We start from the raw sequence: 24,775 nt of genomic DNA on the forward strand, positions 1-24,775 counted from the left end.
AACAGGAGCCTACGGATTCGAAAATAGGTCTTCCAATGCGTCCAGCAAGATTTCGATCTCCTCCTCAGTATTATAATAGTGAGGCGATATTCGCAACGCCCAATTCACGCCTTTAGACCGGAAATCAATCAGGGCACCGGCAATTACACTGATCGCTGTATTAATATTCCGCTCACGAAGTGAAGTCATCAGCCATTGCGGATCACCGACCGGGGCGGAAAGCGTGATTATACTCGCCTGTTCCTTCCCCTTATCCAGCAATGTCACACCCGGCAAAGAAGCCAGTCGTGGTCGTAGTATCCCTCCCAGGTATTTATTTCGTTCTGCTATATTTTGTATACCAATTCCGTTGGCATAATGTATAGCTGCATAACTCCCCGCTATCAATGCGTAAGGCTGTTCCCAATCCTGGAAACGCTTCGCATCCGGGGCTGTTACGAACGTATCGTCGTCTGTCCAGGTAGCCGCATACATATCCAGGAACAAAGGATACCAGGGCTTATGCAAAATCCGGTCAGATACATACAGGAATCCCGCTCCTCTGGGACCACGTAAAAACTTACGCAACGTGCCACAGAGAAAATCACAACCGATTTCGTCTACATCCAGCGGCATTTGTCCGGCCGACTGACACGCGTCAACGAGATAGGTAATTTCCAGTTCGCGGCATACTTCACCTATTGCTGCAACCGGTTGTACTAAACCCGTATTCGTAGGTACGTGTGTGAGAGACACAAGCTTAGGATGCCTGGATCGGATCAGAGATACCATATGATCCACATCCACCCCACCTTCCGGCAAACTATTCGCCCGTAACAGCTCTATTCCGAACCGCTCTTCCAGTGAAAGAAACTGCAACTGGTTGCTGGAATAATCTTCATTCGCAATAATCACTACATCCCCCTTCTTAAAAGGAATGCAGGACAATGCCCTCGCGAAACTATTCGTCGCACTACTGGTAAACGCGATATTTTTAGCGGGCGCATTGAGCAACTTACCAGCTGCAATATAAAAACGATTGAGCGCAGTTGCATTGGCTGCAGCTGTTTCATACCCTCCACAATTAGCTTCTTCAGTAAGATAATCCTGCATGGCCTGCAACACCGGGTACGGTGGTAAAGCGGCACCTGCATTGTTGAAGTGTACTTTGGTCTGGCAGCCAGGTGTATCTGCCCTCAGTGATGCAATGTCCATAATGATTATTTATTTCCATGCCCCGAGCATTCTTCTTACAGCCACTATTTCACCGGTATGATAACTTGTGTGATCTGCAATCAAAAGAGCTTCCCGAAAAAGGTGCTGCCCATCACCATGAGTAAAAGGTGCGTAAAGATCTGCATCAGGTCGTTTCAGCAATTTAATAAATTCCGCACAATCCTTTTTGATTTGTGCAATGCTTTCCTTCCATGCGTTGTCATCTTTCGGAGCCGGATCTTTAGGCCAGTACCCCTCAGGCCATGGCGGTGACTGATGCCCCGGATGCCTTGAAAACTCCAGGATATCCCATTGTGCGATGCGGATATGTTCTACTAACTGCCAGATGCTGTAAGGCATATTATCCGGCACCACTCCCCGTATTTTTTCAGGTACATCTTTTACTGCATCTTCAAATGAAATATGTGCATGACTGCCGGTGAGGAGCTCTTCCAGTGATTTGATAACTTCTTTTTCTGCCATGATATAATTTTTGATATATGGTCCAAACAAGGTGCCAGCTACAACCTGGCATTAGTATCAATACTACACCAATAGTACATTAAAAGGGCACTTCAATATCACTTTAATATCGATTGGATATTGAGGTGATATTGAAGTGCCCTTTTAGTGCCCTTTTGATCAACTATTGGTTTCGATGATCCGACATCGCTTACCCATGTCTAAATCAATGCAATTTGTTTACTTACTAATAAGTAAGTACATTTGCCTTATGCAGGACACAAGAGAAAAAATAGTCGGCCTGGCCGACCACCTGATCAAAACAAAAGGGTTTAACGCATTCAGTTACAAAGACATATCTGATCCGTTAGCCATTAAGAACGCCGCCGTTCATTATTACTTTCCAAGCAAGGCAGACCTAGGGCAGGCTGTTCTGGACCAGGAAATCAGTACCCTGGAATCAGGAATAAACAGCTGGCAAGCCCTGCCGGAAGATCAGCAACTCCGTCACCTTATCGCCTCATTTGAAAATAAATGCAACAGTCACATGGTCTGCATCATGGGGTCCCTCTCCCCTGATTATAATACACTTCCGGTAAATATGCAGGAACGATTGCAGCAGTTCAGTGCAGCAGTAATTGCATGGCTCACAGGGTTGCTGGAAAACGGTCGTAAAAAGGGCATTTTCAGCTTCAGGGGCGATGCAGGGGACCGGGCGTTGATTATTGTGTCAAATTTGCTGGCATCACTCCTCCTGAGCCGGGTAATCGGCGAAAACGCCTTCGAAAAAATCAGTAAACAATTATTAGACGATATCTTATGAAAAGAGTAGTCATCACCGGCTTAGGCGCGATCACGCCTATCGGCAATCAGGTAAAAACCTTCTGGGAGAATCTCCTTGCAGGCAAGAGCGGTGCTGCGACGATCACGAAATTCGACGCCAGCAAATTCAGAACACAGTTTGCCTGCGAGATCAAAGACTATGATCCTGCAGCGTATTTAGATAAAAATGATCTCAGAAAGACTGACCCTTTCACCCAGTATGCACTCATCGCAGCCCAACAGGCTGTAGACGATGCTGGAATTGACTTTGCCACTATGAACCCGTTCGACACGGGGGTAATCTGGGGGTCAGGTCAGGGAGGAATGCAGACCTTTGAAGAACAGGTAAAAGAGTACACACTCGGTGGTTATCAGCCACGGTTCAACCCGTTTTTTGTACCTAAACTGATTGCGAATATGGCCTCCGGCATGATTTCTATCCGCTTTGGTCTCATGGGCATCAACTATACGACGGTGTCTGCCTGCTCCACTTCCAATACTGCCATCATGGACGCATTGAATTATATCCGCTGGGGCAAAGCTAAAGTGATTATTACCGGGGGCTCTGAAGCGCCCATCACCGAGGCGTCTGTAGGTGGTTTCTGTGCAATGAAAGCCATGTCGCAGCGAAACGATGATCCGGCTACTGCCAGCAGACCTTTTGATACCGGCAGGGATGGATTTGTAATGGGTGAAGGGGCAGGTGCGCTGGTACTCGAAGAATACGAACATGCCATAGCAAGAGGCGCACATATATATGCAGAAGTTGCCGGTGCGGCCATGACCGCCGATGCCTATCACATGACCGCGACACATCCGGAAGGACTGGGAGCCTACGAAGCCATGAAACGCGCTTTGGAAGATGGTGGTTTACATCCTTCACAAGTGGATTATCTGAATGCACATGCCACAAGCACACCCGTGGGCGACCTGAGTGAAATTGCGGCTATCACAAAACTACTGGGATCATCAGTTGCCATCAGTGCAACCAAATCAATGACAGGTCATTTGCTCGGAGCGGCAGGGGCAATCGAAGCAATCGCTTCTATCCTGACCATTAAACATGGTGTGATTCCGCCCACTATCAATACCACTGACCTGGACCCGGCCCTGCCTGCCAATCTGAACATCGTATTGGGAAGCGCGATCAGGAAAAAGGTAAATGTGGCCATGAGCAATACCTTTGGTTTTGGAGGTCACAACGGAATAGTGGTCTTTAAATCTATTTAATCAATTCAGCCTTTGAGAGTACCGCCTCTCAAAGGCTTCAACAGATCCATCAATCCATTGAGCCTGATTTCGTACATCGTACTGAGCAACATCCCCAGCTTTCCCTTAGGCCATCCTTCCCGGTTAAACCATTCCAGGTAAGACACCGGCAAATCGCATAACAACACATCTTTATACTTTCCAAAAGGCATCTTCATCGTTACTAACTGCCTGAAGATCTCAGGATCCGGTCCGGCTATTTCCATATTTTTAACTTTCTGCAAATATATTTTTTAGAATGTTAAATCCATTTTTTGCGCCTATCCGTATATACCATCATTATTATAAAATATTTTTATCTGTCATGGCAGATATTTTGATAAAGGGACTTTGACGAGCTTTTGCCCGCAGCAAGCTGACAATACATTAAGGGACAATTTAACGAATTCATTGCCAATTTATTACCTGGAAATAGTCGTGTGAAACTTACTTGAAGTGTCTATTCCTGTTTGCAATTGCTTGGTACAAAAAGGCACATTTCATTTTGCATTTTTGTGAACTTTTTGATTTTAAACATCCCCCCAGAAGAGTGGTTATGAGAATAGCCGGTTGCAGATATTGGTGTCTGTAACCGGTTTTACCGTTTAAGACACCAATTCGCAACAAAATCCAGGGGCAATGGAGCAAGAGATCAGACAGAGCAGAGCCGAACTATACGACCTGTTGCTGCGATATATTAATACAGAACAAGCTGAACAGGATTATCTTCATGAAGATGATCTGAGTATGGAATTATTATCGAAAAGTATACAGATACTAGGCCGGCGGCTAAAGGATGCTGAGAGCAAACTCGCTGCCACAGAAAAGCTGCTAAAATCTTCACAGGATACATATACCAGTCTGCTCGGAGAAATCCAGGACTATGCAATCATCACCCTCGACATCAATGGGAACATTGTAAACTGGAACAAGGGGGCTGAACGCATCAAGGGATATACTGCACAGGAAATTGTAGGCAAGCATTTCAGTATTTTTTATACACCGGCTGCGAGAGCTGAAAATCTGCCGGAAATCATTCTATCAACAGCGGTAAAGAACGGCCGGGTTCAGAACGAAGGCTACCGGATGCGCAAAGACGGCTCCTTATTCTGGAGTAGCGTTACCATCACCGCACTGCATAATAACGAACGTGAATTGACCGGGTTTATCAAAATAACCCGGGATCTCACCGAAAAGAAGCTGATGGAAGATCATACGCAGTTATATCTTCGTAAACTGGAGACGGAAAACCGGGAACTGGAACAATTCACTTACATTGCCTCCCATGATCTGCAGGAACCATTGCGCTCTATCAGTACACTGGTAGATCTGGTCGCTACAGAATACACAGGCAAACTGGATGAAAACGCTGACCAGTATCTCCGTTTTATCCGTGAGTCGAGTAACCGTATGAGTGACCTGATCAAAGCCCTGCTGGACTACTCCCGTATTGGTAAAGTAGAGGTAAAGGAACCTGTAGACTGTAACCAGATTGTTCTGAATGTAGTAGATGATCTCCGTGCTGCTATTCATGAAAGCAAAGCACAGGTAATTATGGAAAATCTACCTATCGTACAGGCATATCCGATAGAGCTGAAATTACTATTTCAGAATCTGTTGAGTAATGCTATTAAATTCCGTCAGAAAGATGTACCCCCGGTGGTCCGCATTACCTGTGTAAAAAGAGAACATGAATTTGAATTCACTTTTGCAGACAATGGTATCGGTATCGCCCCACGTTATCAGGACAAAGTATTTGAGATCTTCCAACGCCTGCACAATAAGTTACAGTATGAAGGTACGGGCATCGGACTCGCTCATTGTAAAAAAATAGTCACCCTGCACGGAGGCCATATATGGTTTACATCCGTACCAGGTGAAGGCAGTCAATTTTATTTCACCATCTCAGCATAAACCTCATGACTAAGAAATTACATTCCATTCTTTTAGTAGAAGACGATGAAGCCACCAATTTTATCAATCAAATGGTGATTAAAAAAATGGACTGTGCAGACCACGTACATATTGCATGGAACGGTGCAGAAGCACTGGATTACCTGAAAGATTGCAACAGTGCCCCAAATGGCCAACCTGACCTGATCCTCCTCGATATCAATATGCCCGCCCTGAACGGCTGGGAGTTCCTGGATGAATACAATAAACTGGGTGAAAAGGAAAAAGGGAAGGTTGTCGTCGTGATGCTCACTACATCGATGAACCCCGATGATCACAAAAGGGCAATCAGCCATCCGGCGGTATCAGGATTTAGGAATAAACCGCTGACGACAGGATTGATGGAAGATATACTGGATGTTTATTTTAACAAATAAGGTATTATTGTCAATAGAGAAATTCAGGACTATTACTTTTATAACCACCCCTTTTCCTGCCAGGATGATATGACGTCCGGCACTACACCGCATTCCCCTAAGATGCGCTCAAACTCCTCCATATCCGATTCCCAGTCAATGGCATAAGCTGCAAAATCTTCACTTACGGGCAGCCGGTTGTACAACTTATTTGTCGTTAACAACCACGCTACTTTACGCAACATTCTCCCTGCTATCTCCCACTTCTCTTCCCGTTCTATGATCTGCATAAACTGCTTAAAAGGCCGTTCAAATTTTTCTGTGCGGATACTCATGTAGGGATGATCCATCTCCGTTGATAAAAAGATCAGATCAAAGATATCTTCGTCCTGATGACGATGTGAAATTTCTGTAGTGAATTGCTGTGACCTCGGAGAAAGGGAGGGAATGTATTCAGCTATTTCGTGGTAATTAATTTCCAGCAGAGATAACGGTGTTTCAATCCGTTTTTCTACCAGCGTATCTACAATTGCTTCGGCAAGCTTTTCGGCCACTTCTTCTTCCAATGCCTGGATGTTCACACTGTCATAAGGTCTTACCCAGGTGAGCCGCTCCGCACCGGTCTCGCAGACAGCCCTGATCTCGTCCAGCTGTCCATCAGGTGCATATGTGTAGTGCTGACTATAGTGATACTCTCCGTGCCCCGGAGCCACTCCAAGACCGTCGGCAGTATGAATACGATCAGCATCCCAATGATAGTACTCTACAGATATAAACAGGGAAAAATGATCTTCCAGCATGTCCGCGATCATCTCGTCAGCGCTCTTTCCGCTGGACTTGATGTTGCTGCCACGGGTACTGAGCAGGAGCGATTGCCAGCCTACCTTTCTTCCATCCTGGTAAAGAATTCTTTTGATACAGGAAGGGACTTGTGCGTGCTCTGTAATACAGTATTCAACATACTCCACAACATGGTCATTGTATGCATAATATCCTTCCCAGTTTATATTATTTACAACGTGGCGGAATGCAGTATAAACGGGGTTTCCATCCTCTCCAAATCCATAAAAATGATAATCATTGATCTCTCTGGCACGGGCCTCGGGAAATATTTTTCCCTCTGGCAGCATAAATGCCTGTGTGCCATAATCTTTCAGATCATATCTGAACCCCGGCACATACTTTTCGGACAGGATTTTTTCTTTATATTCAGGCAGAAGGGATAGCTCGTTAAATGCGTGTTTCCATCTGGTTAGTAACTCTTGCTTCAGTATTTCAAGGTCCATCAGCCGGCATTTTGAATAAAAATAATATATTCTGATTGACATAGCAAGGGGAATTTCTGTTTATCTTTATCGATCATAACCACGACACTGAACCTATGCCTAAGAAAAACCTGCAAAGGTGCCTTCTATCCTGTATCTACCTCTTATACACCCTATCTTTATGTGCACAATATCCAGTGCCACAGGTAGTTGGCCAACCTTCCCTTACAGCCAGATGGCTTTCAGTCAACCCCCGTTCATGCGGAACGGACATGATGATGCACACCTGGCGACAAAGTACCGCTTTCAGACAGAAAGAAAAGCAGACAAACCATGCTATCCTAATGAATACTAACAGGTTAGCGGCGGCAGATTATACATTGCCAGTAGTTTTTCATATCATCAATCAAGATCCGGCTACGATTACTGACCAGCAGATCACAGATGCCCTTGCAGCCCTGAACGATGCATATGGTAAAACAGGCGCATTTGCCGGTGCCAGAACAGATACCCGTATACAATTCTGTCTGGCGAAGACAGATCCGCAGGGTGGAGCTACCACCGGTATCCTACGCACAAAGTCGTATCTCGCTGATTTTGATGCGGATATGGAAGGAGATGCCCTTACTGCCCTTGGTAAATGGGACGGCACCCGGTATATCAATATCTGGCTGGTATCCGGCATTAAATCAGAATTCCTGCAAACCTTTGAGTGTGGTGCGTGGACACGTATGCACATGGCTGGATACGCCAGTCCAGGAGGCGACGTAGTTATATCTGGTTTAGGAGTAGATCTTGTTGCACATGAAATGGGACATTACCTCAGTCTTATTCACACATTCGCGAACCAGGATTGCAAAAATGATGATTGCACCACTGATGGTGATATGGTCTGTGATACACCTCCTGATAGATCAATTAATGGCGGGTTTCCCTGCAGCAATCCTGAGAACTCCTGTAGTACTGACACCCTATCCGGTTTTAGCACCGATGTCCCGGACCTGCCTGATAACTTCATGGACTATGGTGGTGGTACTGGCTGCGTGATGTCGTTCACGGCAGGACAGGCACAGCGTATGCGTGACTTTATAGGTAGCAGCCTCACAGGCATGATAGGTAGTACCCTCTGTAATGCGCCATGTAATACTGCTGCTGTAGCAGGTTTCACAAAAGACACAGATGATCCTTTAACAGGGAGCACTATCAATTTCACCAATACCTCTACCGGCGCAACCAGGTATGAATGGCTGGTGGACGACGTTATAGTAAGCACCGCTGTAAACTTCAGTTTAGGCGTAACGGAAAAGAAAAACTATGTGGTAGCCTTACGTGCTTATGACGCCAGCGGCTGCTTTAGCAGTACACAGGATGTAGCGCAGGTAAGTTGCGGCGTAACAGCCCGTTTCTACCCCGACAAAAGGAAGATCGCTTCCAAAACGGGCGTAGAGCTGGATAGTGTGCTATTTACAAACCGTTCTATCAATGCCACCAGTTACTCCTGGAGATTAAAGCTAGGTGCCAGCGAAACGGAAGTAGCTACTACCAAAGATCTGACTTATGTGTTCCAGATACCGGGAACGTACCAGGTAAGACTGATTGCTGCAGGTGGCAGTTGTATTGACACGACTAATTACGTAACGATCGTAGTAGACGATCCCACTACGGACGGACATGTATACCTGACCAGCGTAGAATGTTACAATCAGACACAGTTGCGCATATCCCTGTACTTTTACAACTTCGGTTATCAAACCATTCCCAAAGGGACACCGGTGACACTGTATAATGGCACGCATGACTCTATTGGTGTATATTCACTTCCTTATGACCTGAAAGGTAAATGTGCTTCTTACCTGGAAACCTTCATACTGAATGCATATGCAGATACCCTGACTACACAATTCGGTGCCAGCACCGCCACGATGACGAATTATAAGTTCAGGGTACAACTCACACCTGCAGATATCTCAATGACCCCGGCACAAACAATTGACCTGACTCCTGCTGCCGTATCCGGCGGTACAATCAATGCTGTCACCTGGATGCCGGCCACTTACCTGAGTTGTGGTACCTGTACAACAACTACATTCACAGCACCATACCGGCAGGATACATTGTTCCGGCAACAGGTGAAAGTGACCAATGCAAACAATTGTTATGATACTGCATTCACCAATATTCATATCGCACCTATAGATGATTACACGGCCAATATACTGAACACAGAATGCGCGCGCGGAGACAGTATGTATGTAACTTTTGAAATTTGTAACAGCTATGCATCCGGTAATATACCACAGGATCTGAACCTGAGTTTTTATGACGCGAATGGTGTAAGAATCGGCAATGACTATAAGATCACAGCCTACAGTGCTGCCGCCTGTGAAAGTTATAATGTAACGCTGAAAGGGGTGTCTCCGTTCAGCATCAAAGTAAATACAGGCACCTGGCCGGAAACGGATACAACAAATAATACTGCTGCCGGTACCTATACTTTACCAACCGGCAGTATGCTACCTGCTGATACCACTGTAATGCGGGGCGCTGCCTATTCACTACACACGACGGTCAATAACTTCACTGCGACCACTTATACATGGCGGACAGAAGGTGCGAACACATTGAGCGGAGCCACGACCGCGACTCCCATAATCACTGCAAAAGACAGTGCGGGCATCTTTGTAGCCATGACGAATGCATATGGCTGTAACCTGGCAATATCAGGTATTGTACGACTGATTCCTCCTGACCTGACAATGACCATCTCGGAGGTGAAGTGCTATGATAACACCCATACGCTCGTGACCTTTGAAATTTGCACCAGCAATGGATATGACAGTATACCGAAAGATCTGACAGTATCTTTCTATGATGGCGATTCTTTGTTAAAACCCTTATTCTACAATGACTCAGCTACAGCAGGCACCTGTCATACCTATCAGCAGGTAGTATCAACACCACGAAGCGGTAACTTATCAGCGGTGGTAAATGCCCGTAAATTGCTGAAAGAAACGGATTATAGCAATAACGATGATGTAGCTTACATCGCTCCTTTCACCGTTGATTTCGAACCACGTGTACTGGAAGTAGGCAGATTTGAAAATATTCAATTATCCCCGATGCTCACGGGCGGAGAACTGCCCACCTCCATGACATGGGCACCGGCAGAAGGTCTTTCCTGTAATAATTGCCTGTATCCAACAGTTCATGCAGTTTCTGCGGTGATCTATACCCTGGCAATAAAGAACGAATATTTCTGTACGGATACGGCATCTGTGTATGTACACACTTCCGTGAAAGATCTTTTCGCGATGCCAAATGCATTCAGTCCCAACGGAGATGGTGTGAATGACGTTTTTTATATCATTGGCTCCAAAGAAATCATCTCTATCGACGACTTCCTGATCTTCGACAGATGGGGCAATAAAGTATTTGAAAGACATCGTGGAGTACCTAATGACAAGTCCTTTGGATGGGATGGCGCCAATGCTAAACCAGGGGCATATGTATACTATATCAAAGCAGGCAATGCACAGATAAAAGGAACAGTTTTACTGGTGAAATAAAACCATTCATCCTGTTACTAGTGCTATATAAATTTCAATTACCAGCGTTAGATAAGGACTTTAAAAAGGTGTCTCCATTCAGGAGACACCTTTTTCTGTTATTTCACCTCCTGCACTGCTGAATACACCTGTTCTGCCACACCAGCCGTCTTCACCCCTACCCTTGCAAAATAAGCGGCATCTGCCGGTAAGGTCATCTGTAAATTTACCACACCTGAGATATCAGGGGTAGCAGACACACTCCTGATGTTATTTACCTGGTCTACAATATTTGTATTCCCGATATAAAGATTCACTGATTCCAGTGGCAGGTTATTATTGATCTGCTGCACTGTAACCGTGGCAGTCAACTGTGTTCCGCTTTTTGCAAAGGAGGCATTGCTGATAATGAAATAAGGTTTGACAGTTACATCAACACTTGTTGATCCGTTCACCCTTACATCAACTGAATCTGCATTATCCAGCCACGGACCATTACCCTGCCGAAGTACCAGTTTGTAATCTCCATTAAACAGGATGGCAGAGAAAGCACCATCCTGCCCCACATATACAGGGATTTTGGAGAACAAAGCATAACCATGCTGCCATAGTTCCACCTGCACACCATTGGAGCGCACACCCAGGGCATTCTTATCGTATACTACACGCCCGGTAAGGGTAGACTTCGGCTTTTCGTAATTATCTTTTTTACATCCGGCTACCAATACCAGTAACAGGGATGCTATGATTAAGTTTCTCATCATCTTAGTGGAATGGGTTTTTAATAATCTTTGGATTATTGTTCAGCACAGACTGGTCGATAGCGGTATAGTAATTACCCAGCTGGAAGAAACGGGGTGCGCGGAAACGGGTCGCAACCATTTTTACAAATACATATTTCCCATCGTGTACATTACCGGGACGTATCACCCTGTAAGGGTACAAAGCATACACCATGGCGTCCGCGCTGGCGCTGCTGCCGTTCCAGACCTTGTCCGCAATACGCCAGCGTTTCATATCCCACAGGCGATGATCTTCGAAAGCCAGTTCTACACGACGTTCGTTGCGGATACGTTCTGTGGTGAGCAACGTAACACTGTTCGCAGGAAAACCTGCACGTTCACGGAGCGTATTGATATAATTAAGTGCGGTACCTGTCTGCCCCAATTCAAAGGCAGCTTCGGTCGCATTCAGGTAGACCTCCCCCAGCCGGAACCATACCCACCATACATCGCTTTGTACACCGCGGGTACTGGTTTTATCGTTTGGATCGATAAACTTCTTCAGATAAAATCCGGTATTGGATACTTCCTGTATAGAGCGGTGCGGACCAGAGGTCCCGGTTAGCAGTTTACCATCCGTATAAGTGGTACCCAGGTCACTCCCCTCTACTACATCGTATGCATTGCGACTATCATTCCAGACCATCACGCCGGCCTGGATAGACAGTGGCAATCCTTTGAAAGTTGTACCGGGATAGATGACGGTGCCATACAAGCGGGCATCTTTATTGGCAAAAATATCCTGCACTTTATCGTAGTAAATAAAATCAGTGTTGTCAGCTGTACGGATCTTCAATGCCCCGTTTGTACCATCCAAGTACTCGTAACTCTCCACGAGGTTCAGAGAGGGAGTCACGGAGGAAGAACCCAGGTTGTCCTCCCGGATTCCACGCGCAATATTATCGTAAGAAAATACATGCTTGCGCGTAGGTAACAGGTAATCTTTGACGAAGATCACTTCTTTGTTGGATGCCTTTTTGGTAACCGCTTCGAAGAAGTTCTCACCAGCATCCGGGTTGTTCCTGTACAGGGTATAAGCACCGCTGTTGATGATCTCCTGAGAAGCAGCGAGAGACTGCTGGTAATAGTTGTTCGCCATGGAAGCGGGAATACCTACTTCACCTCCCGGAGTGCTGATAGGTGCAGCCATAAGACTGTTGTACTTCGCAATACTGGCGGCGTAAAGCATCGCACGACTTTTCAATGCCAGGGCCGTATATTTATTGGCGCGGGATACGCTTCCATCATTACCCAGGTCATTCCTGATGGCATCTACCTCACTCGCGATGAAATCATAAATGGCTGATTCTTTGGCACGTGGCTGCTGCAGGTTAGAAACATTACCGCTATAGTCGTAGATGAGTTGTGAAGTGATCAGGGGCACCCCTCCCATTCTCTTTACCAGTTCGAAGTAATTGAAGGCACGAAGGAAACGGAGTTCGGCGGAGTACTGTTTTTTCTGGCTGTCTGTGAGATTGACACCATAGGTGGCAATGTTCTCCAGCGCAAGGTTGAGATCGCGAATGAAGGTGTAGTTCCACAGATACCAGCTACTGTAGTTATAAGAGGTCATATTGTTACGACCATCTTCGTTGGACTGCCCGCTCCACATGGCATCGTCAAGATTGGCCATATCCCGCCACTGGAAGAGACGACCGTCAGCGCCGTCGTTCACATCGACAAGACCGGATCCGGAGGGAAGGCGATCGTAGAAATTAGCAAGAAGGGCAACGATCTGTTTAGGGTCATTCCATACCTGCTGATCAGAGAGGATGGTGCGGGGCTCCCTGTCCAGCCAGTCCTTCATACAGCTGGTGGTAAGGAGGAAAAGGAATATGATGGAAAACTTTTTCATAATGTTTAATATTGAATGTGACTGTCGTTGTTAAAAAACATTTTCCTGTTTTTCAATTCTTTTAGAAAGACACGTTGAAGCCGAAATTGTACAGCCGCTGTTGTGGATAAACAAGACCGTTGGAAGAACTGATTTCAGGATCAATTTCAAACTCCCTGACGTTGTCAAATGAAAACAGGTTTGTTCCATTAACATACACACGCAATGCGGAAAGACCGATCTTCTTTGCCATTGCTTTAGAGAAATTGTACGCCAGTTCCAGATTTTTCAAACGCAGGTAGTGCACATTTGTAATCCAGAAATCGTTTACCTGGTAATTCACGTGAGTGGTATTATCCTTGCGGATAGCAGGATATTTACCACTTATCCAGGCACTGTTATTATCATAAGGATCAGCTCTGTGCCAGCGGTTGGCCAGCATATAAGCAGGAGAAGAGCCATTGTTCTGGAATGGATAACGCAGCTCCCAGTCACGCAGGAAGGATTGCATGGTAGCACCTGCCAGGTCCATCCTTAAGGTGAATCCTTTATACCCCACACTGGCATTCAGGCCAAAGCTCATATATGGTTGTGCGCCCTGTGCGTAGCCAATAGGACGCTGGTCCAGGCTGTTGATGATCTTATCACCATTTACATCTTCATATTTAAAATCCCCCGGCAGTTCGGTACGGTTGCCCTGGCCATCATTGTCAATGCCATAGTTCTTAATTTCTTCCTCTGAGTTGAAGCGGCCGGTCACGTGGTAGCCCCAGGTTTCATTCGCCCACCTGTTTTCGATAGAGTTACGGTATTGATCCCAGCTATTACCAAAACGGGGTTTATAAGTATGCAGACTTCTCAAACGGGCAAATGTCGCGTTGACACCAATGCTGTAATTCACTTTGCCACTCCTGCCCATGTAGGTCACCATTCCTTCAATACCGCGGGTCGCATCAGCATTGAGATTGGCATTAGGTAAGCCATACCCTACTTCGCTGGGTAGCAGTACATCATAGCGGGCAGCAGGTAAACCGGTACGACGACGTTCGAATACATCGAACTGGCCACTCATTTTGTTATTCAATACGGTGAAATCGATACCGGCATTCCAGGTTCTGTTCTTTACCCAGGAGAGTTCTGTGACAGGCAATCCACGTGGGCGTAAACCGATCACATAACTGCTGTTTAACACGGAACCACCCTGATTGAAATTGTATCCGGCAAGGTAACCGAAAGCAGTAGGTGCACTCCCATCAGAAAAACCAATTTCGCTACCGGTTTCACCGTAGGAGACTCTGAGCTTTAAATCATTCAGCCAGTCTTTTTTCAGAAAAGGCTCCTGTGTTACTCGCCACCCGAGAGATATGCCGGGGAAGAACCCCCAGCGGTGTCCCTGTGCATAAATATAAGAACCATCGTAGCGACCTAATACTTCCACGAGGTATTTGGATTTGTAGTCATAGTTGATACGACCTATATAACCCGCTCTCGCTTCCAGTGACCATTCATCGGAGAGATAGTCTGCTTCCACCAGATACTGGGTAGGCACATAGTTGTTAGTAGGAATAGTATGTACTACATAATAAGAGTTGTCGTAGTCGGATAATTCGTATGCGCCTACAGCGGAAATATTATGGTTACCAAACTTGCGGTTGTAACTCAGCTGGAACTGTGCGTAGCGGGAAATCACATTGCGCTTGTGACGTTCACGCCATGGGTTCTGGTTACCAAATCCGGCTTCAGTATAATAGCTATCGTTTGTAGCGTCGTATTTATAAGCATCCCAGGTATATTCAAACCCGTCGAACTCTTCGTTCATGTAGTTGTAAGAGTAGATACCTTTTACACTGAGTCCAAAATCGAAATCGTACTGGGCATTCAGATTTATGTTCATACCTCGCCACCATTCGTCTACATAACCGGTGATGTCATCCCTGTAGGTTGCCGGGTTAACATTTACGTTGTGTGTCTGGTTGATATACTTGGGGTTGTCGTTCGCATAAGGGCTTTCTGTAGGCCACATACTGAAGATACTAAGGAAGGGATTGAAGAAGTCATCCAGCCCCGGCACACCCACATTGTGGCGCTTTTCAAGACGGCCACTGATCTGGGTACCTACTTTCAGTCCCTTTGCCAGGCTGCTTTCAAGGTTCGCCTGCAGGTTAGTACGTTCGTAGTTATAGTCTTTGATCACAGCTTCCTGTTTGAGACGGCTTACGGACATGTAATAGCTGTTGCGTGCACCACCGCCGGAGGCATTTGCACTCAGATAATATTGTGGCACATTGGGTCTTAATACTTCCTTGTAATAATCATAGCTTTTATAACCTTTTTCCTTACCGGCTTCCCGTTTGGCCAGTTCGTCTTTTGAGTACAGCAAAGATGGATCACGGCCCAGGTTCTGTTCTGATTCGACCAGTGCGCGAACGTATTGGCCGGCATTGGCCGGATGCGGATAGCGGGTAAAGTTCTGGAGACCATAATATGCGCTCATGTTGATATTGGGCTGATCGTTTTTGCGACCTTTCTTTGTCGTCACGAGTACCACCCCGTTGGAAGCGCGAAGGCCGTAGATAGACGCTGAAGCATCTTTGAGGATAGTGATGTTGTCAATATCTTCCAGCCCAAGGTTGTTGAATACGTCCTGACCGGAGCCGGTGGTAAATCCGAATGCAGTGGTGGAAGTACTCCCCGTATAAGGAACGCCATCGATGACGAATAGTGGGTTACCAAGGTTCCGGATCTGGATAGAGGTACCGTTACCTGGACGGGCGTCGGCAGCTCTGGCCGTAATGCCGGGCATTTTTCCAACCAGCGCACTGGAGGTAGTAGTGGCAGGAGTACGCACCAGATCGTCCGATTTTAGGGTGCTTACAGCCCCTGTAACGGATGCCTTCCGTTGCACACCATACCCTACCACGACAATATCGGTCAGGTTGCTGGCGAGCGAAGTCATTGTAATCTGGATCCGGTTGCTGCCGGTAAGCGTGACTTCCCGGCTCTGGTAACCGATAATGCTGACCGTGATCACGCTGCCGGGTGTAGCGGATAGAGAAAAGGTGCCATCGGGCTTTGTCACGACACCTTTGTTGCCATTCTTAACAGCAATCGTGGCACCGGGAATCGGGTTGTTGGCAGAATCGGTTACAATGCCGTTAAAGGTTTGTGAATCGTGCTGCTGTGGGTATGCCCGTGCGTAGACGAGCAGCAGCAACGCTAAAAAAGCGTAAAGCAGTTTCATAACGTCTTTTTTTACGTTTAAGTGGAATGAGAGATTAATAGGGTTACAGGCACAACAAGGGCCCTTGCATGCTGATGCAACCAGGATTTTTATTCGTATGGTGTGTACTTTAAATCATCGGCTTAGCTACGTACAGTGCTACTGTCAGTCCAGATAGTTTTCTATAACGGGTCAATTTTCGGGTGAATTTAAAATATAATTGTCATTATAACAATTATAAATTGACGATTAAAGAAAATAAAGATTAGATTATATTTATGTTTTAGTAATTATACCTATATGTGGAGACTAAGGGATTTAATCCAATTTTATTTTGAGAAAAATGCAGGTCGCTTCTTTGTAAATATTCTTGTACCGGTTTTTGTGGCTCTGCTATTTCATTACATTTTCAGGCAGGATTATTTTCTGAATTTACTGGGCGTCATGACAGTGGGCTTTCTTTTTGGTGTGCCGATGTTAATGGGTGCGCTCACCGTTATGCTTTCCAAAAGAGAAGATGTGGAGAGCCGGACTTTTTGTGCGCTGATGCCCTGGGTAAATATCGTAGTATTTATGATACTGACCCTGGCGTTTAATACAGAAGGATGGGGATGCTGGGTGATGGCAACGCCATTATTCATGGGGATGAGTACCATTGGTGGTTTAATGGCGAGGCACTATAAACTGAGAGATCGCAATAAGATGCCGGTATCATTGGCCATTGTGTTCCTGCCGTTTATAGTAGCTCCGCTGGAGCACTGGATCGGCAATATTCCCGGGCAGTATAAGGCGGACACGCAGATAGATATTCACGCACCAGCGGCAAAAATATGGAAGAACGTAACACGGGTAAGAGAGATTCCTGCTTCGCAGGATAAAGGCTGGTTAACAAAGTTCATGAATTTTCCCAGACCAGTAAAAGCAGAGCTGGATTATACGCGTGTAGGTGGTGTACGGGAAGCTGTTTTTACTGGTGGTCTGGTATTCCATGAAACAGTGACTGCGTATCAGGAACAGCAGAAAATGGCTTTTACCATCCAGGCGAATCCTTATGATATTCCTTCAACGACGATGGACGAACATATTGTAATCGGAGGAGCATTCTTTGATGTACTGAATGGCACCTATGAGTTAGAGCAGCTAGGAGATAATTATTACAGGGTGCATCTGTACAGTTACTACAAGTTGAATACTACCTTTAATTTTTATGCCAGTATATGGGCTGGCTGGATTATGAAAGACATACAGGGGAATATTCTGCAGGTATTGAAATCACGATGCGAAAATAAATAGGGATGTACCAGAAGATACATCCCGTTTGACTAGACACTTATCTCTACTTATCAATTAACATCCCAGAAGATCTTCGTATCCCTCGTGTCCTTTCCGGACACTTTAGAATAGTTAGCACTGTTATACAGTTGTTCCGAAGACGGATAAAGTAGGCGGGTGGGAGGTGTACTACCACTGGCAGAAGTAGATGTAGCAAAATGCAGCACCGGGTAACCGGTTCTTCTGTATTCTGCCCAGGCCTGACCAGCCTGCAAAATGAAGTAGTTCATCCATTTTTGCGTATAGATCTTAGCCAGTTTCTCGTCAGTCGTTCCACTGTAGGCGATGGCGCTTTGCAGCAGGAAGGTACTGATGGTGGTAGATGTTGGTGCTGTCAGCGCAGTGTAACTACCTGTTTTGAGCACCATTTTATTGTTGATGGAATAGTAGAATGCTGTAGACTGTGTAATCCCATTTTCATAATCAGTCTGCGCAGTTCCCAGGCTCCATCTTTCTTCTGCTTCTGCTTTCAGGAAACTTACCTCTGCAGCAGTCATCAGCACGGCAGGAATATTGTAGTTGTAAAAAAACGTAGCTGAATCGTAAGTGGCAAAACCACCTGCTTCATACTGTGAAGCAGTACCATTGGATGGGAATCCTTTGAACCCATTGACAGAACTTGCATCCCAGAACACATCTGTACGCGGATCTCCATTCTGTACCATCAGCGTATCGAGCAGGTAGGCCGGCGCATAAGGATAGCCGGTAAATACATCATTCAGATCACTTCTTACCGTCGTGCTACTCATCCATATCACTGCATTGTAATCATTGGATGTAATGAGCGGATAAGTAGTTGCATCATTCAGCATGGTGCTTACTTCGGATTTTGCAGTAGCTTCATCGTAGTTGGAAATACGCATAAGCAGGCGTAAGCGAAGGGAGTTAGCGTAACGCTGCCACTTGGTCAGATCGCCTTTGAACATCAGGTCTCCGGTGCTCAGTGCTGTTACCGCACTTGTTGCAACTGTAGCAGTATCGAACCAGGTATTCAGCGCCTTCAGGTTGGTGATCATGGTATCGTACAGGCTTGCTGCGTCGTCGAACTTTGCGTAGCTCAGGGAGCGGGTACTATTCAGCGAGTTGGATTCCGAGAATGGAATATCTCCCCACAGGTCTATCATCTGGGAGGTCTGATCATATACCAGTACTTCTGCGATCTTCAGGAAAACCTGTTGCTCCTGTTGTTGTGAAGTAGACAACGCATTATACGTCGTCTGCATTTCGCGGTAGCTGCTCATGATACCAGGACCATCGTAGTTATAATCTGTACCGTTTACACCGTCGTAGAAATCCACCCAGCGGTTCTCGGTATAAGAGGTAGATGGGATGTACATCTGTGCACCTGGCGACAGGGCGACTGTTTGTGAAAAGCTGCCGGTCAGTGGCATTACAAAGGTGTACCAGTCCCAGTAAGAGGGATGTATTCTTTTGTTCAGGTACATGCCCGAGAGAAGTTTACCCATGGAACCGGTAGTAGTCAGCTCCGGGTTCAGGTAGTTTTCTTCCAGTGTTTTCTTACAGGAGCTGAAGAGGCCTGTAAGCAAAGCAAGGAAAGCTATATTGATAATGAGACGTTTCATTTGTAATCTGATTTAAGCAAATAGTGTAGCAATTGAAATTAGAAGCGCGCACGGAGGCTGGCACCAAGGCTGCGGGTAGGACCGGCAGTACCATTGTCAATGCCCTGGCTATACCATGAAGAACCTACCGCCACTTCCGGATCTAAACCATATGGCAACGACTTGTACAGGTAGAACAGGTTGCGGCCGATCAGGGCTAACTGCAGCTGTTGCAGGTGCAGGCGGCTGGTGATCTTTGCGGGCATGCTGTAAGAGAGGGAAACCTCACGTACTTTGATATAACTGTTGTTGAATACAGCAGCCGAGTAATCACCATCTGTACGCCAGTTGAAATTATTTTCATAATAAGCAGCTGCGGAGATCACTTTGGTATTCGTCGCACCTGAGGATGTTACACCTTTCAGGATCACACCATCGTGTCGGTCACCGTTCGCATCGGCAGTATAGTCGGCTGTCGCATCATCGTTTGCCACGTAAGCGATACCACCATGTGCGGCATCTCTGTATTTAAGCGTACTCTTAAACATGCCGGCACCGATCTGGTAGTAGGTAGGAATGGAAACCAGCTTACCACCAAAGCGATAATCCAGTGTAACGTCCAGTGAGAAAGCTTTATAGCTGAAAGTATTTGAGAAACCACCAACTATTTTAGGCAGGATATTACCTACGTATTTGTAGTTGTTTGCATCCACTGTATAGTAACCATCGCTGCTCACGACCTTATTGCCATTCACGTCAGTAGTTTGCGGGTGCACATAGATATTACCAAGTGCATCGCCTACTTCCGAACGCATGATCAGATAGCCACCACCTTCTGTATTGTCGGTAAGGCTACTAAGTCCATTCAGGGCCGTCAGTTTGTTTCTGTTGATGGCAAAGTTGAAACGGGTGTTCCACCGGAAGTCTTTCTTCTGAATCGGAGACGCTGTAATAGCGGCTTCCCAGCCATAGTTGGAGAGGCTACCGGCGTTCATCAGTTCAGAAGTAGCACCACTGGAAGCCGGTGTGCTGGCGGTCAGGATCTGCTTGTTCACTTTGTTATTATAGTAGCTCAGGTCCAATCCGACGCGGCCGTCGAGAAATCTGGTCTCAAGGCCAATTTCCGATTCACGTTTCTGCTCTGATACGATATTGTCATTTCCGAAACCGCTCGCGTTAGACTGTTGGTACAGAACGTTTGTGTTGTTATATACAAAAGCGTTCTGATTATATGCCACGTTTGCAGCATAGATCGGAGGATGGTTTCCTGTCATACCATAAGACGCGCGCAGTTTGCCATAGTTTAACCAGGATGGCATTTTTATCACATCCGAGAACACGAAGCCCATATTTACAGATGGGTAGAAATAAGAATTTACCGCAGATGGCAAGGTAGAGGTAGCTTCGTAACGACCTGTTGCTTCTAAATACAGGAAGCTTTTGTAGCTCAGGTTCAGCATACCAAAACCAGCTACATCTACCTGGGTAGCACGATTAGAAGTAGCAGTAACTGTACCGGCAGAGTTAGCGAGACTGAACCAGTTTTCATTTACGAGACCATTGGCAGTCGAGGTTTTCTGGTAGAGGTAAGTTTGCTTCCTGCCAGTTGCACCACCTGTTACAGACAGGTCAAAATCTTTACTGATCTTAGGACTGTAGGTCAGGAGTACATCACCATAAGTGACATTGTTATTACGTGTCTCTGTGGCATATACACCCGTATATCCTAAAGTAGCAGGTTGTGTATTGTGCTCTTTATCAGCAGCACTCCACCCGGTGTAGTCACTACCAATACGGCCACGGAACTTCAGGTCATCGCGCAGACTTACATTTAGTGTAATGCTGTTGATGAAGCGGTTCTGGGTTTCATCATAACTATCACGCAGGTTGGTATAGTAATAATCGAGCAGGTTGGTGGCACGCATATTATATAGGAACTTCTCATCCTGGTCATAGCTGTTGTTATTGTATAATACATACTTATAACCATTGGAGGTTTTGTACTTATTCTTATAAGTGTCCATATCGTCCATACGGCTGAAGAAACCACTGTAGGAGCCGAATATATTACTCATCGCATATGCACGGTTATGCGTGAAGTTGTTGTTGTAAGTGGAGACGATGTCTACGCTTACTTTCTTATTCAGTTTGAGTGTACCATTGAAATTGAAATTATTTTTATTGAGATTACTTCCCGGCATAATGCTCTTATAGTCGGTACGGGTATATGACATGCGGTAGCTTCCGTAGTCGGTAGCATTGGAGAGCGCGATGTTCACGTTAGAGTTATAACCCTGCTGATAGAAATCCCTGTAGTTGTTCTTATTAGCAGCGTATTTCTTTGAAGTACCATCCCAATAGGTAACCGTACTGTTGTCGAATTTAGGACCAAACTGCGCATAAGAGCGGTAGTAGGGATGTCTTGCACCGTCAGAAGTGATGGCCCAACCCTGGTAGTCAGCAATACCGTTGCCTACGTTGGTCTGTGCATCATAACCGGGGCCGTATTCATTTTGGTAATCCGGGCTATTGGCGAGATTTTCAAGGTTGAAGGTATAGTTGATATCTAAACCGAGGCCCCTGCCCTTTGTACCTTTTTTAGTAGTGATCACCACAACCCCATTGGTGGCTTCAGAGCCGTACAGTGCTGATGCACTGGCGCCTTTGAGGATGGTGAGGCTTTCTATATCCTCGGGGTTGATGTCAAGTGCACCGTTACCATCGATACGGTTATTGGTAGTTCCCCACGACTGGGAAGTGAGTGTATTAAAATTACGGATAGGAATACCATCTACAACATACAACGGCTGGGTGCTGTAACCGATAGAAGATACGCCTCTCACCTGCACGGACACGGCGCTACTGGCACCACCGGGAGCGGATACAATCTTGACGCCTGCCGCCTTACCATAGAGCGCTGCAGCGAAATTGGTCGAACCTGTCTGGGTAAGTTCTTTTGCGCTCACTGTACTTACAGCATAACCGAGTGCACGTGTTTCTCTTTTTATACCCATAGCAGTAACGACTACTTCATTCAGCCCTTTCTGATCGGGAGCCAGTTGAATCGAGGCGGCTGAAGATGCAGCTACTTCCTGTTTCAGGTAACCAATGTAAGAGAAGATTAAAGTAGCGCCGGGTGCCACCTTCAATAAAAACTTCCCTCCGTCGCCAGTACTGACACCATTATTGGTACCCTTTTCCTGCACACTAACACCCACGAGTGGGTTGCCTTTTTCATCCTGTACAGACCCCGAAACTGTTTTCTTTTCCTGTGCGATGGCTGAAAATGCGCATAGCAGGAACAGGACCGTACATACAATAAACGATCTTTGCATTGATTTGCTAATTTTTGTTGATAATAGAGTGTGTTAAAGCAAAAACTTCCCCCGGCTGTGTTATAGGCACAGCATGTATTTCATTGATATTTTTCTAAGAATAAAAAAAAATTTACTGCATATCTGATATGTATATGATGAAAATAGCTCCCCCGTTACCGCATGCTTTGCATGCGGTTTGATTTATGTAAAGGAAAGCTTCTCCCTTATCACAAGCAATACATGTGAATGATTTAAATTTCAGAAATAGCTTTCCTCATACTGCACATATATAATGCAGCGAATTAAGATTTTGGAAATGATTATTCCATCAGTGTAGGTATACACAGCTAAGTCTTCCTATTGATTTTTTTAGCCATAGTCTGTCCTTCAAGTTCAAGTTCAAAGTGCTGATTCAATTAGTTTTTCGCAACGATTACAGTTAGGATAAAATGGAGATAAAACCACTACAGGAGAAGGTTAGACGGAAAACGTGTCTACAGAAAAAGATCAGATGGAAAATCTCTACAGAAAAGGTTAGATGGGAGTCAGCGTCTACGGGAATAGTAGATTAAAATGGTACGTTAAACTTAGGTAAAGTTTTTAGAATTAACAAAACAGATTGTTAAACAAGCGAAAAGATAATTAGACTGTGATAAAAAAATATTGAAAAGGTGATAATAGCAATCGAATTACCCGCCGGAGTTTTTCAAAACAACATGTAATAGAAAGGGACTATAGCTTTTTCCTGGTACGGTCCCTTTCTATCTTTAAATTACTTTCTCCAGTACGATCACCAGTAATACTGCGGCTGCAATCAATAGTGGCCGGAAGAATAATGGCTTTCGTTTCCTGATAATAAAAGCACCAGCTGTATACATTGCAATAAATACAGACAGCAGTATGCAAGTAGTGGAGATTTCTTCGGTAACCAGCAAAGACAATGTCAAAGGGATAAAAAGCAGGCTGAGTGTAACAGGGATATCTTTGTATCGCTGTGCCTTAATTTGCCTGCGAAGGGAACGTATATCTGGTATCATGTTTAGATTTTAATGTCACTACCCGCTGGCAATTCATAAGGAGCTTTGCCTTGTTCGAATATTTTGGCAGGCATGGTGCCTTCCAGGCGGATCTCATTTCCCTTGATACGTATCCAGCTACCTTCGCGGAGGCCGATCACGGGAACAGATTGTTGGGTATGAAATTCGAGTATACGGGTTTCCCTTGTTTCGCCCATATGTGGTACACCGGGAACAGGTTCCTGGTAATGCGGGTTGAGGTTATACGGCATCAAACCCATGGTCTGGAAACTGGGGGGATATACGATCGGCATATCGTTCGTTGTCTGCATATTGACGCCACCGATATTGCTACCGGCACTGGCGCCGATGTAAGGTGTGCCTTTAGAGACAACCTCGCTGAGGGTGTTCATCAGGTTAAGTTCATGCAGTTGTTTTACCAGTACAAAGGTATTGCCCCCACCGGTAAAGAAGCCTTTGGCCTCTCGGATAGCCTGTGCAGGGTCTGTAAAGGTATGAAGACCTTTTACCCGGATACCGATAGTAGCGAGACCAGCCGTAGCCCGGGCAGTATATTCATCGTGAGAGATGCCGCCGGGACGGGCATAAGGAATAAAAACAATTTCGTCGATACCGGCGAAGAGTTCCTGCATGACCGGAAGTAGGTACTGGAGGTATGTTTCACCGTAAAGTGTAGAAGTACTGGCAAGTACAACGTTTTTCATGAATAGTCATTTAATATTATGCTGCAAAGGTATATATTAGTCAATGATGAAAAAAGTAATCTGATTGAGATACAGGCTGTAGAGGGAAGAGAGCCGTGACAGGTGGGGTATGGGCTAACCAGAGGGATATTAACTTAATAGA

Annotated in this window: 18 protein-coding genes; 7 read left to right on the forward strand and 11 right to left on the reverse strand. The window is 45.7% G+C overall.

Annotated elements, in window-relative coordinates; translation table 11 throughout:
• Positions 1 to 9 precede the first annotated feature (9 nt).
• Both ABDW33_RS05605 and ABDW33_RS05610 read right to left on the reverse strand, forming a co-directional pair.
• Positions 10 to 1,194, reverse strand: coding sequence for an aminotransferase class V-fold PLP-dependent enzyme (locus tag ABDW33_RS05605; RefSeq protein WP_343689084.1), 1,185 nt, complete (start codon positions 1,192 to 1,194; stop codon positions 10 to 12).
• 9 nt (positions 1,195 to 1,203) lie between these two features.
• On the reverse strand, positions 1,204 to 1,677 hold the full coding sequence (locus ABDW33_RS05610; protein WP_343689085.1) for a DinB family protein: 474 nt from the start codon (positions 1,675 to 1,677) through the stop codon (positions 1,204 to 1,206).
• A 250-nt stretch (positions 1,678 to 1,927) separates the two neighbouring features.
• Here ABDW33_RS05610 and ABDW33_RS05615 point away from each other — a divergent pair, with 250 nt between their 5' ends.
• Positions 1,928 to 2,479, forward strand: a complete 552-nt coding sequence (locus ABDW33_RS05615; protein WP_343689086.1) for a TetR/AcrR family transcriptional regulator — start codon at positions 1,928 to 1,930, stop codon at positions 2,477 to 2,479.
• Positions 2,476 to 3,708, forward strand: coding sequence for a beta-ketoacyl-ACP synthase II (fabF, locus tag ABDW33_RS05620; protein ID WP_343689087.1), 1,233 nt, complete (start codon positions 2,476 to 2,478; stop codon positions 3,706 to 3,708). The genes ABDW33_RS05615 and fabF overlap by 4 nt, the downstream gene beginning before the upstream one ends.
• 5 nt (positions 3,709 to 3,713) lie before the next feature.
• Here fabF and ABDW33_RS05625 read toward each other — a convergent pair whose 3' ends face one another.
• Positions 3,714 to 3,971 carry a DUF3820 family protein gene (locus tag ABDW33_RS05625; protein ID WP_343689088.1) on the reverse strand — a complete coding sequence of 86 codons (258 nt, stop codon included), beginning with the start codon at positions 3,969 to 3,971 and terminating at the stop codon, positions 3,714 to 3,716.
• A gap of 394 nt (positions 3,972 to 4,365) precedes the next feature.
• On the opposite strand from ABDW33_RS05625, the gene ABDW33_RS05630 reads away from it, so the two are divergent.
• Positions 4,366 to 5,640: an ATP-binding protein gene (locus tag ABDW33_RS05630; RefSeq protein WP_343689089.1), complete on the forward strand. Its 1,275-nt coding sequence runs from the start codon at positions 4,366 to 4,368 to the stop codon at positions 5,638 to 5,640.
• A 5-nt stretch (positions 5,641 to 5,645) separates the two neighbouring features.
• Complete coding sequence (locus tag ABDW33_RS05635; protein WP_343689090.1) at positions 5,646 to 6,056, forward strand: response regulator; 411 nt, start codon at positions 5,646 to 5,648, stop codon at positions 6,054 to 6,056.
• Positions 6,057 to 6,094: 38 nt separating this feature from the next.
• Here the strand turns inward: ABDW33_RS05635 and ABDW33_RS05640 are convergent, their stop codons facing one another.
• Positions 6,095 to 7,363, reverse strand: a complete 1,269-nt coding sequence (locus ABDW33_RS05640; protein ID WP_343689091.1) for a hypothetical protein — start codon at positions 7,361 to 7,363, stop codon at positions 6,095 to 6,097.
• Between the two features lie 118 nt (positions 7,364 to 7,481).
• Between ABDW33_RS05640 and ABDW33_RS05645 the strand changes: the two genes are divergently transcribed.
• Positions 7,482 to 7,655 (forward strand): hypothetical protein, encoded by a 174-nt coding sequence (locus ABDW33_RS05645; protein WP_343689092.1) that lies wholly within the window; start codon positions 7,482 to 7,484, stop codon positions 7,653 to 7,655.
• Entirely contained in the window at positions 7,645 to 10,866 is a 3,222-nt protein-coding gene (locus ABDW33_RS05650) for a gliding motility-associated C-terminal domain-containing protein (RefSeq protein ID WP_343689093.1), read from the forward strand. Before ABDW33_RS05645 ends, ABDW33_RS05650 begins: the two co-directional genes overlap by 11 nt.
• A gap of 98 nt (positions 10,867 to 10,964) precedes the next feature.
• Here the strand turns inward: ABDW33_RS05650 and ABDW33_RS05655 are convergent, their stop codons facing one another.
• From ABDW33_RS05655 to ABDW33_RS05665, 3 genes are all read right to left on the reverse strand, one after another.
• Positions 10,965 to 11,609, reverse strand: coding sequence for a DUF3823 domain-containing protein (locus tag ABDW33_RS05655; protein WP_343689094.1), 645 nt, complete (start codon positions 11,607 to 11,609; stop codon positions 10,965 to 10,967).
• A 1-nt stretch (position 11,610) separates the two neighbouring features.
• On the reverse strand, positions 11,611 to 13,482 hold the full coding sequence (locus ABDW33_RS05660) for a RagB/SusD family nutrient uptake outer membrane protein (protein WP_343689095.1): 1,872 nt from the start codon (positions 13,480 to 13,482) through the stop codon (positions 11,611 to 11,613).
• Between the two features lie 61 nt (positions 13,483 to 13,543).
• A complete protein-coding gene (locus ABDW33_RS05665; protein WP_343689096.1) occupies positions 13,544 to 16,702 on the reverse strand; it encodes a TonB-dependent receptor in 3,159 nt (1,052 codons plus the stop codon).
• 279 nt (positions 16,703 to 16,981) lie between these two features.
• Here ABDW33_RS05665 and ABDW33_RS05670 point away from each other — a divergent pair, with 279 nt between their 5' ends.
• Entirely contained in the window at positions 16,982 to 17,974 is a 993-nt protein-coding gene (locus tag ABDW33_RS05670; RefSeq protein WP_343689097.1) for a hypothetical protein, read from the forward strand.
• A gap of 50 nt (positions 17,975 to 18,024) precedes the next feature.
• On the opposite strand, the gene ABDW33_RS05675 is transcribed toward ABDW33_RS05670, so the two are convergent.
• The 4 genes from ABDW33_RS05675 to pepE all read right to left on the reverse strand — a co-directional run bounded on the left by ABDW33_RS05675 (position 18,025) and on the right by pepE (position 24,633).
• Positions 18,025 to 19,596, reverse strand: a complete 1,572-nt coding sequence (locus ABDW33_RS05675; protein ID WP_343689098.1) for a SusD/RagB family nutrient-binding outer membrane lipoprotein — start codon at positions 19,594 to 19,596, stop codon at positions 18,025 to 18,027.
• 38 nt (positions 19,597 to 19,634) lie between these two features.
• The gene (locus tag ABDW33_RS05680; RefSeq protein ID WP_343689099.1) at positions 19,635 to 22,910 is read right to left on the reverse strand and encodes a SusC/RagA family TonB-linked outer membrane protein; all 3,276 of its coding nucleotides are present in this window, start codon (positions 22,908 to 22,910) and stop codon (positions 19,635 to 19,637) included.
• Between the two features lie 749 nt (positions 22,911 to 23,659).
• Positions 23,660 to 23,929: a hypothetical protein gene (locus ABDW33_RS05685; protein ID WP_343689100.1), complete on the reverse strand. Its 270-nt coding sequence runs from the start codon at positions 23,927 to 23,929 to the stop codon at positions 23,660 to 23,662.
• Between the two features lie 2 nt (positions 23,930 to 23,931).
• On the reverse strand, positions 23,932 to 24,633 hold the full coding sequence (gene pepE / locus ABDW33_RS05690; RefSeq protein WP_343689101.1) for a dipeptidase PepE: 702 nt from the start codon (positions 24,631 to 24,633) through the stop codon (positions 23,932 to 23,934).
• Positions 24,634 to 24,775: the final 142 nt, after the last annotated feature.

It is taken from the genome of Chitinophaga sp. (assembly GCF_039596155.1).
Taxonomy (GTDB): domain Bacteria; phylum Bacteroidota; class Bacteroidia; order Chitinophagales; family Chitinophagaceae; genus Chitinophaga.

Coding starts and splice junctions, on each gene's coding strand:
- ABDW33_RS05605 (WP_343689084.1), bottom strand. CDS start 1,194: ATGGACATTGCATCACTGAGGGCAGATACACCTGGCTGCCAGACCAAA.
- ABDW33_RS05610 (WP_343689085.1), bottom strand. CDS start 1,677: ATGGCAGAAAAAGAAGTTATCAAATCACTGGAAGAGCTCCTCACCGGC.
- ABDW33_RS05615 (WP_343689086.1), top strand. CDS start 1,928: ATGCAGGACACAAGAGAAAAAATAGTCGGCCTGGCCGACCACCTGATC.
- fabF (WP_343689087.1), top strand. CDS start 2,476: ATGAAAAGAGTAGTCATCACCGGCTTAGGCGCGATCACGCCTATCGGC.
- ABDW33_RS05630 (WP_343689089.1), top strand. CDS start 4,366: ATGGAGCAAGAGATCAGACAGAGCAGAGCCGAACTATACGACCTGTTG.
- ABDW33_RS05635 (WP_343689090.1), top strand. CDS start 5,646: ATGACTAAGAAATTACATTCCATTCTTTTAGTAGAAGACGATGAAGCC.
- ABDW33_RS05640 (WP_343689091.1), bottom strand. CDS start 7,363: ATGTCAATCAGAATATATTATTTTTATTCAAAATGCCGGCTGATGGAC.
- ABDW33_RS05645 (WP_343689092.1), top strand. CDS start 7,482: ATGTGCACAATATCCAGTGCCACAGGTAGTTGGCCAACCTTCCCTTAC.
- ABDW33_RS05650 (WP_343689093.1), top strand. CDS start 7,645: ATGAATACTAACAGGTTAGCGGCGGCAGATTATACATTGCCAGTAGTT.
- ABDW33_RS05655 (WP_343689094.1), bottom strand. CDS start 11,609: ATGATGAGAAACTTAATCATAGCATCCCTGTTACTGGTATTGGTAGCC.
- ABDW33_RS05660 (WP_343689095.1), bottom strand. CDS start 13,482: ATGAAAAAGTTTTCCATCATATTCCTTTTCCTCCTTACCACCAGCTGT.
- ABDW33_RS05665 (WP_343689096.1), bottom strand. CDS start 16,702: ATGAAACTGCTTTACGCTTTTTTAGCGTTGCTGCTGCTCGTCTACGCA.
- ABDW33_RS05670 (WP_343689097.1), top strand. CDS start 16,982: ATGTGGAGACTAAGGGATTTAATCCAATTTTATTTTGAGAAAAATGCA.
- ABDW33_RS05675 (WP_343689098.1), bottom strand. CDS start 19,596: ATGAAACGTCTCATTATCAATATAGCTTTCCTTGCTTTGCTTACAGGC.
- ABDW33_RS05680 (WP_343689099.1), bottom strand. CDS start 22,910: ATGCAAAGATCGTTTATTGTATGTACGGTCCTGTTCCTGCTATGCGCA.
- ABDW33_RS05685 (WP_343689100.1), bottom strand. CDS start 23,929: ATGATACCAGATATACGTTCCCTTCGCAGGCAAATTAAGGCACAGCGA.
- pepE (WP_343689101.1), bottom strand. CDS start 24,633: ATGAAAAACGTTGTACTTGCCAGTACTTCTACACTTTACGGTGAAACA.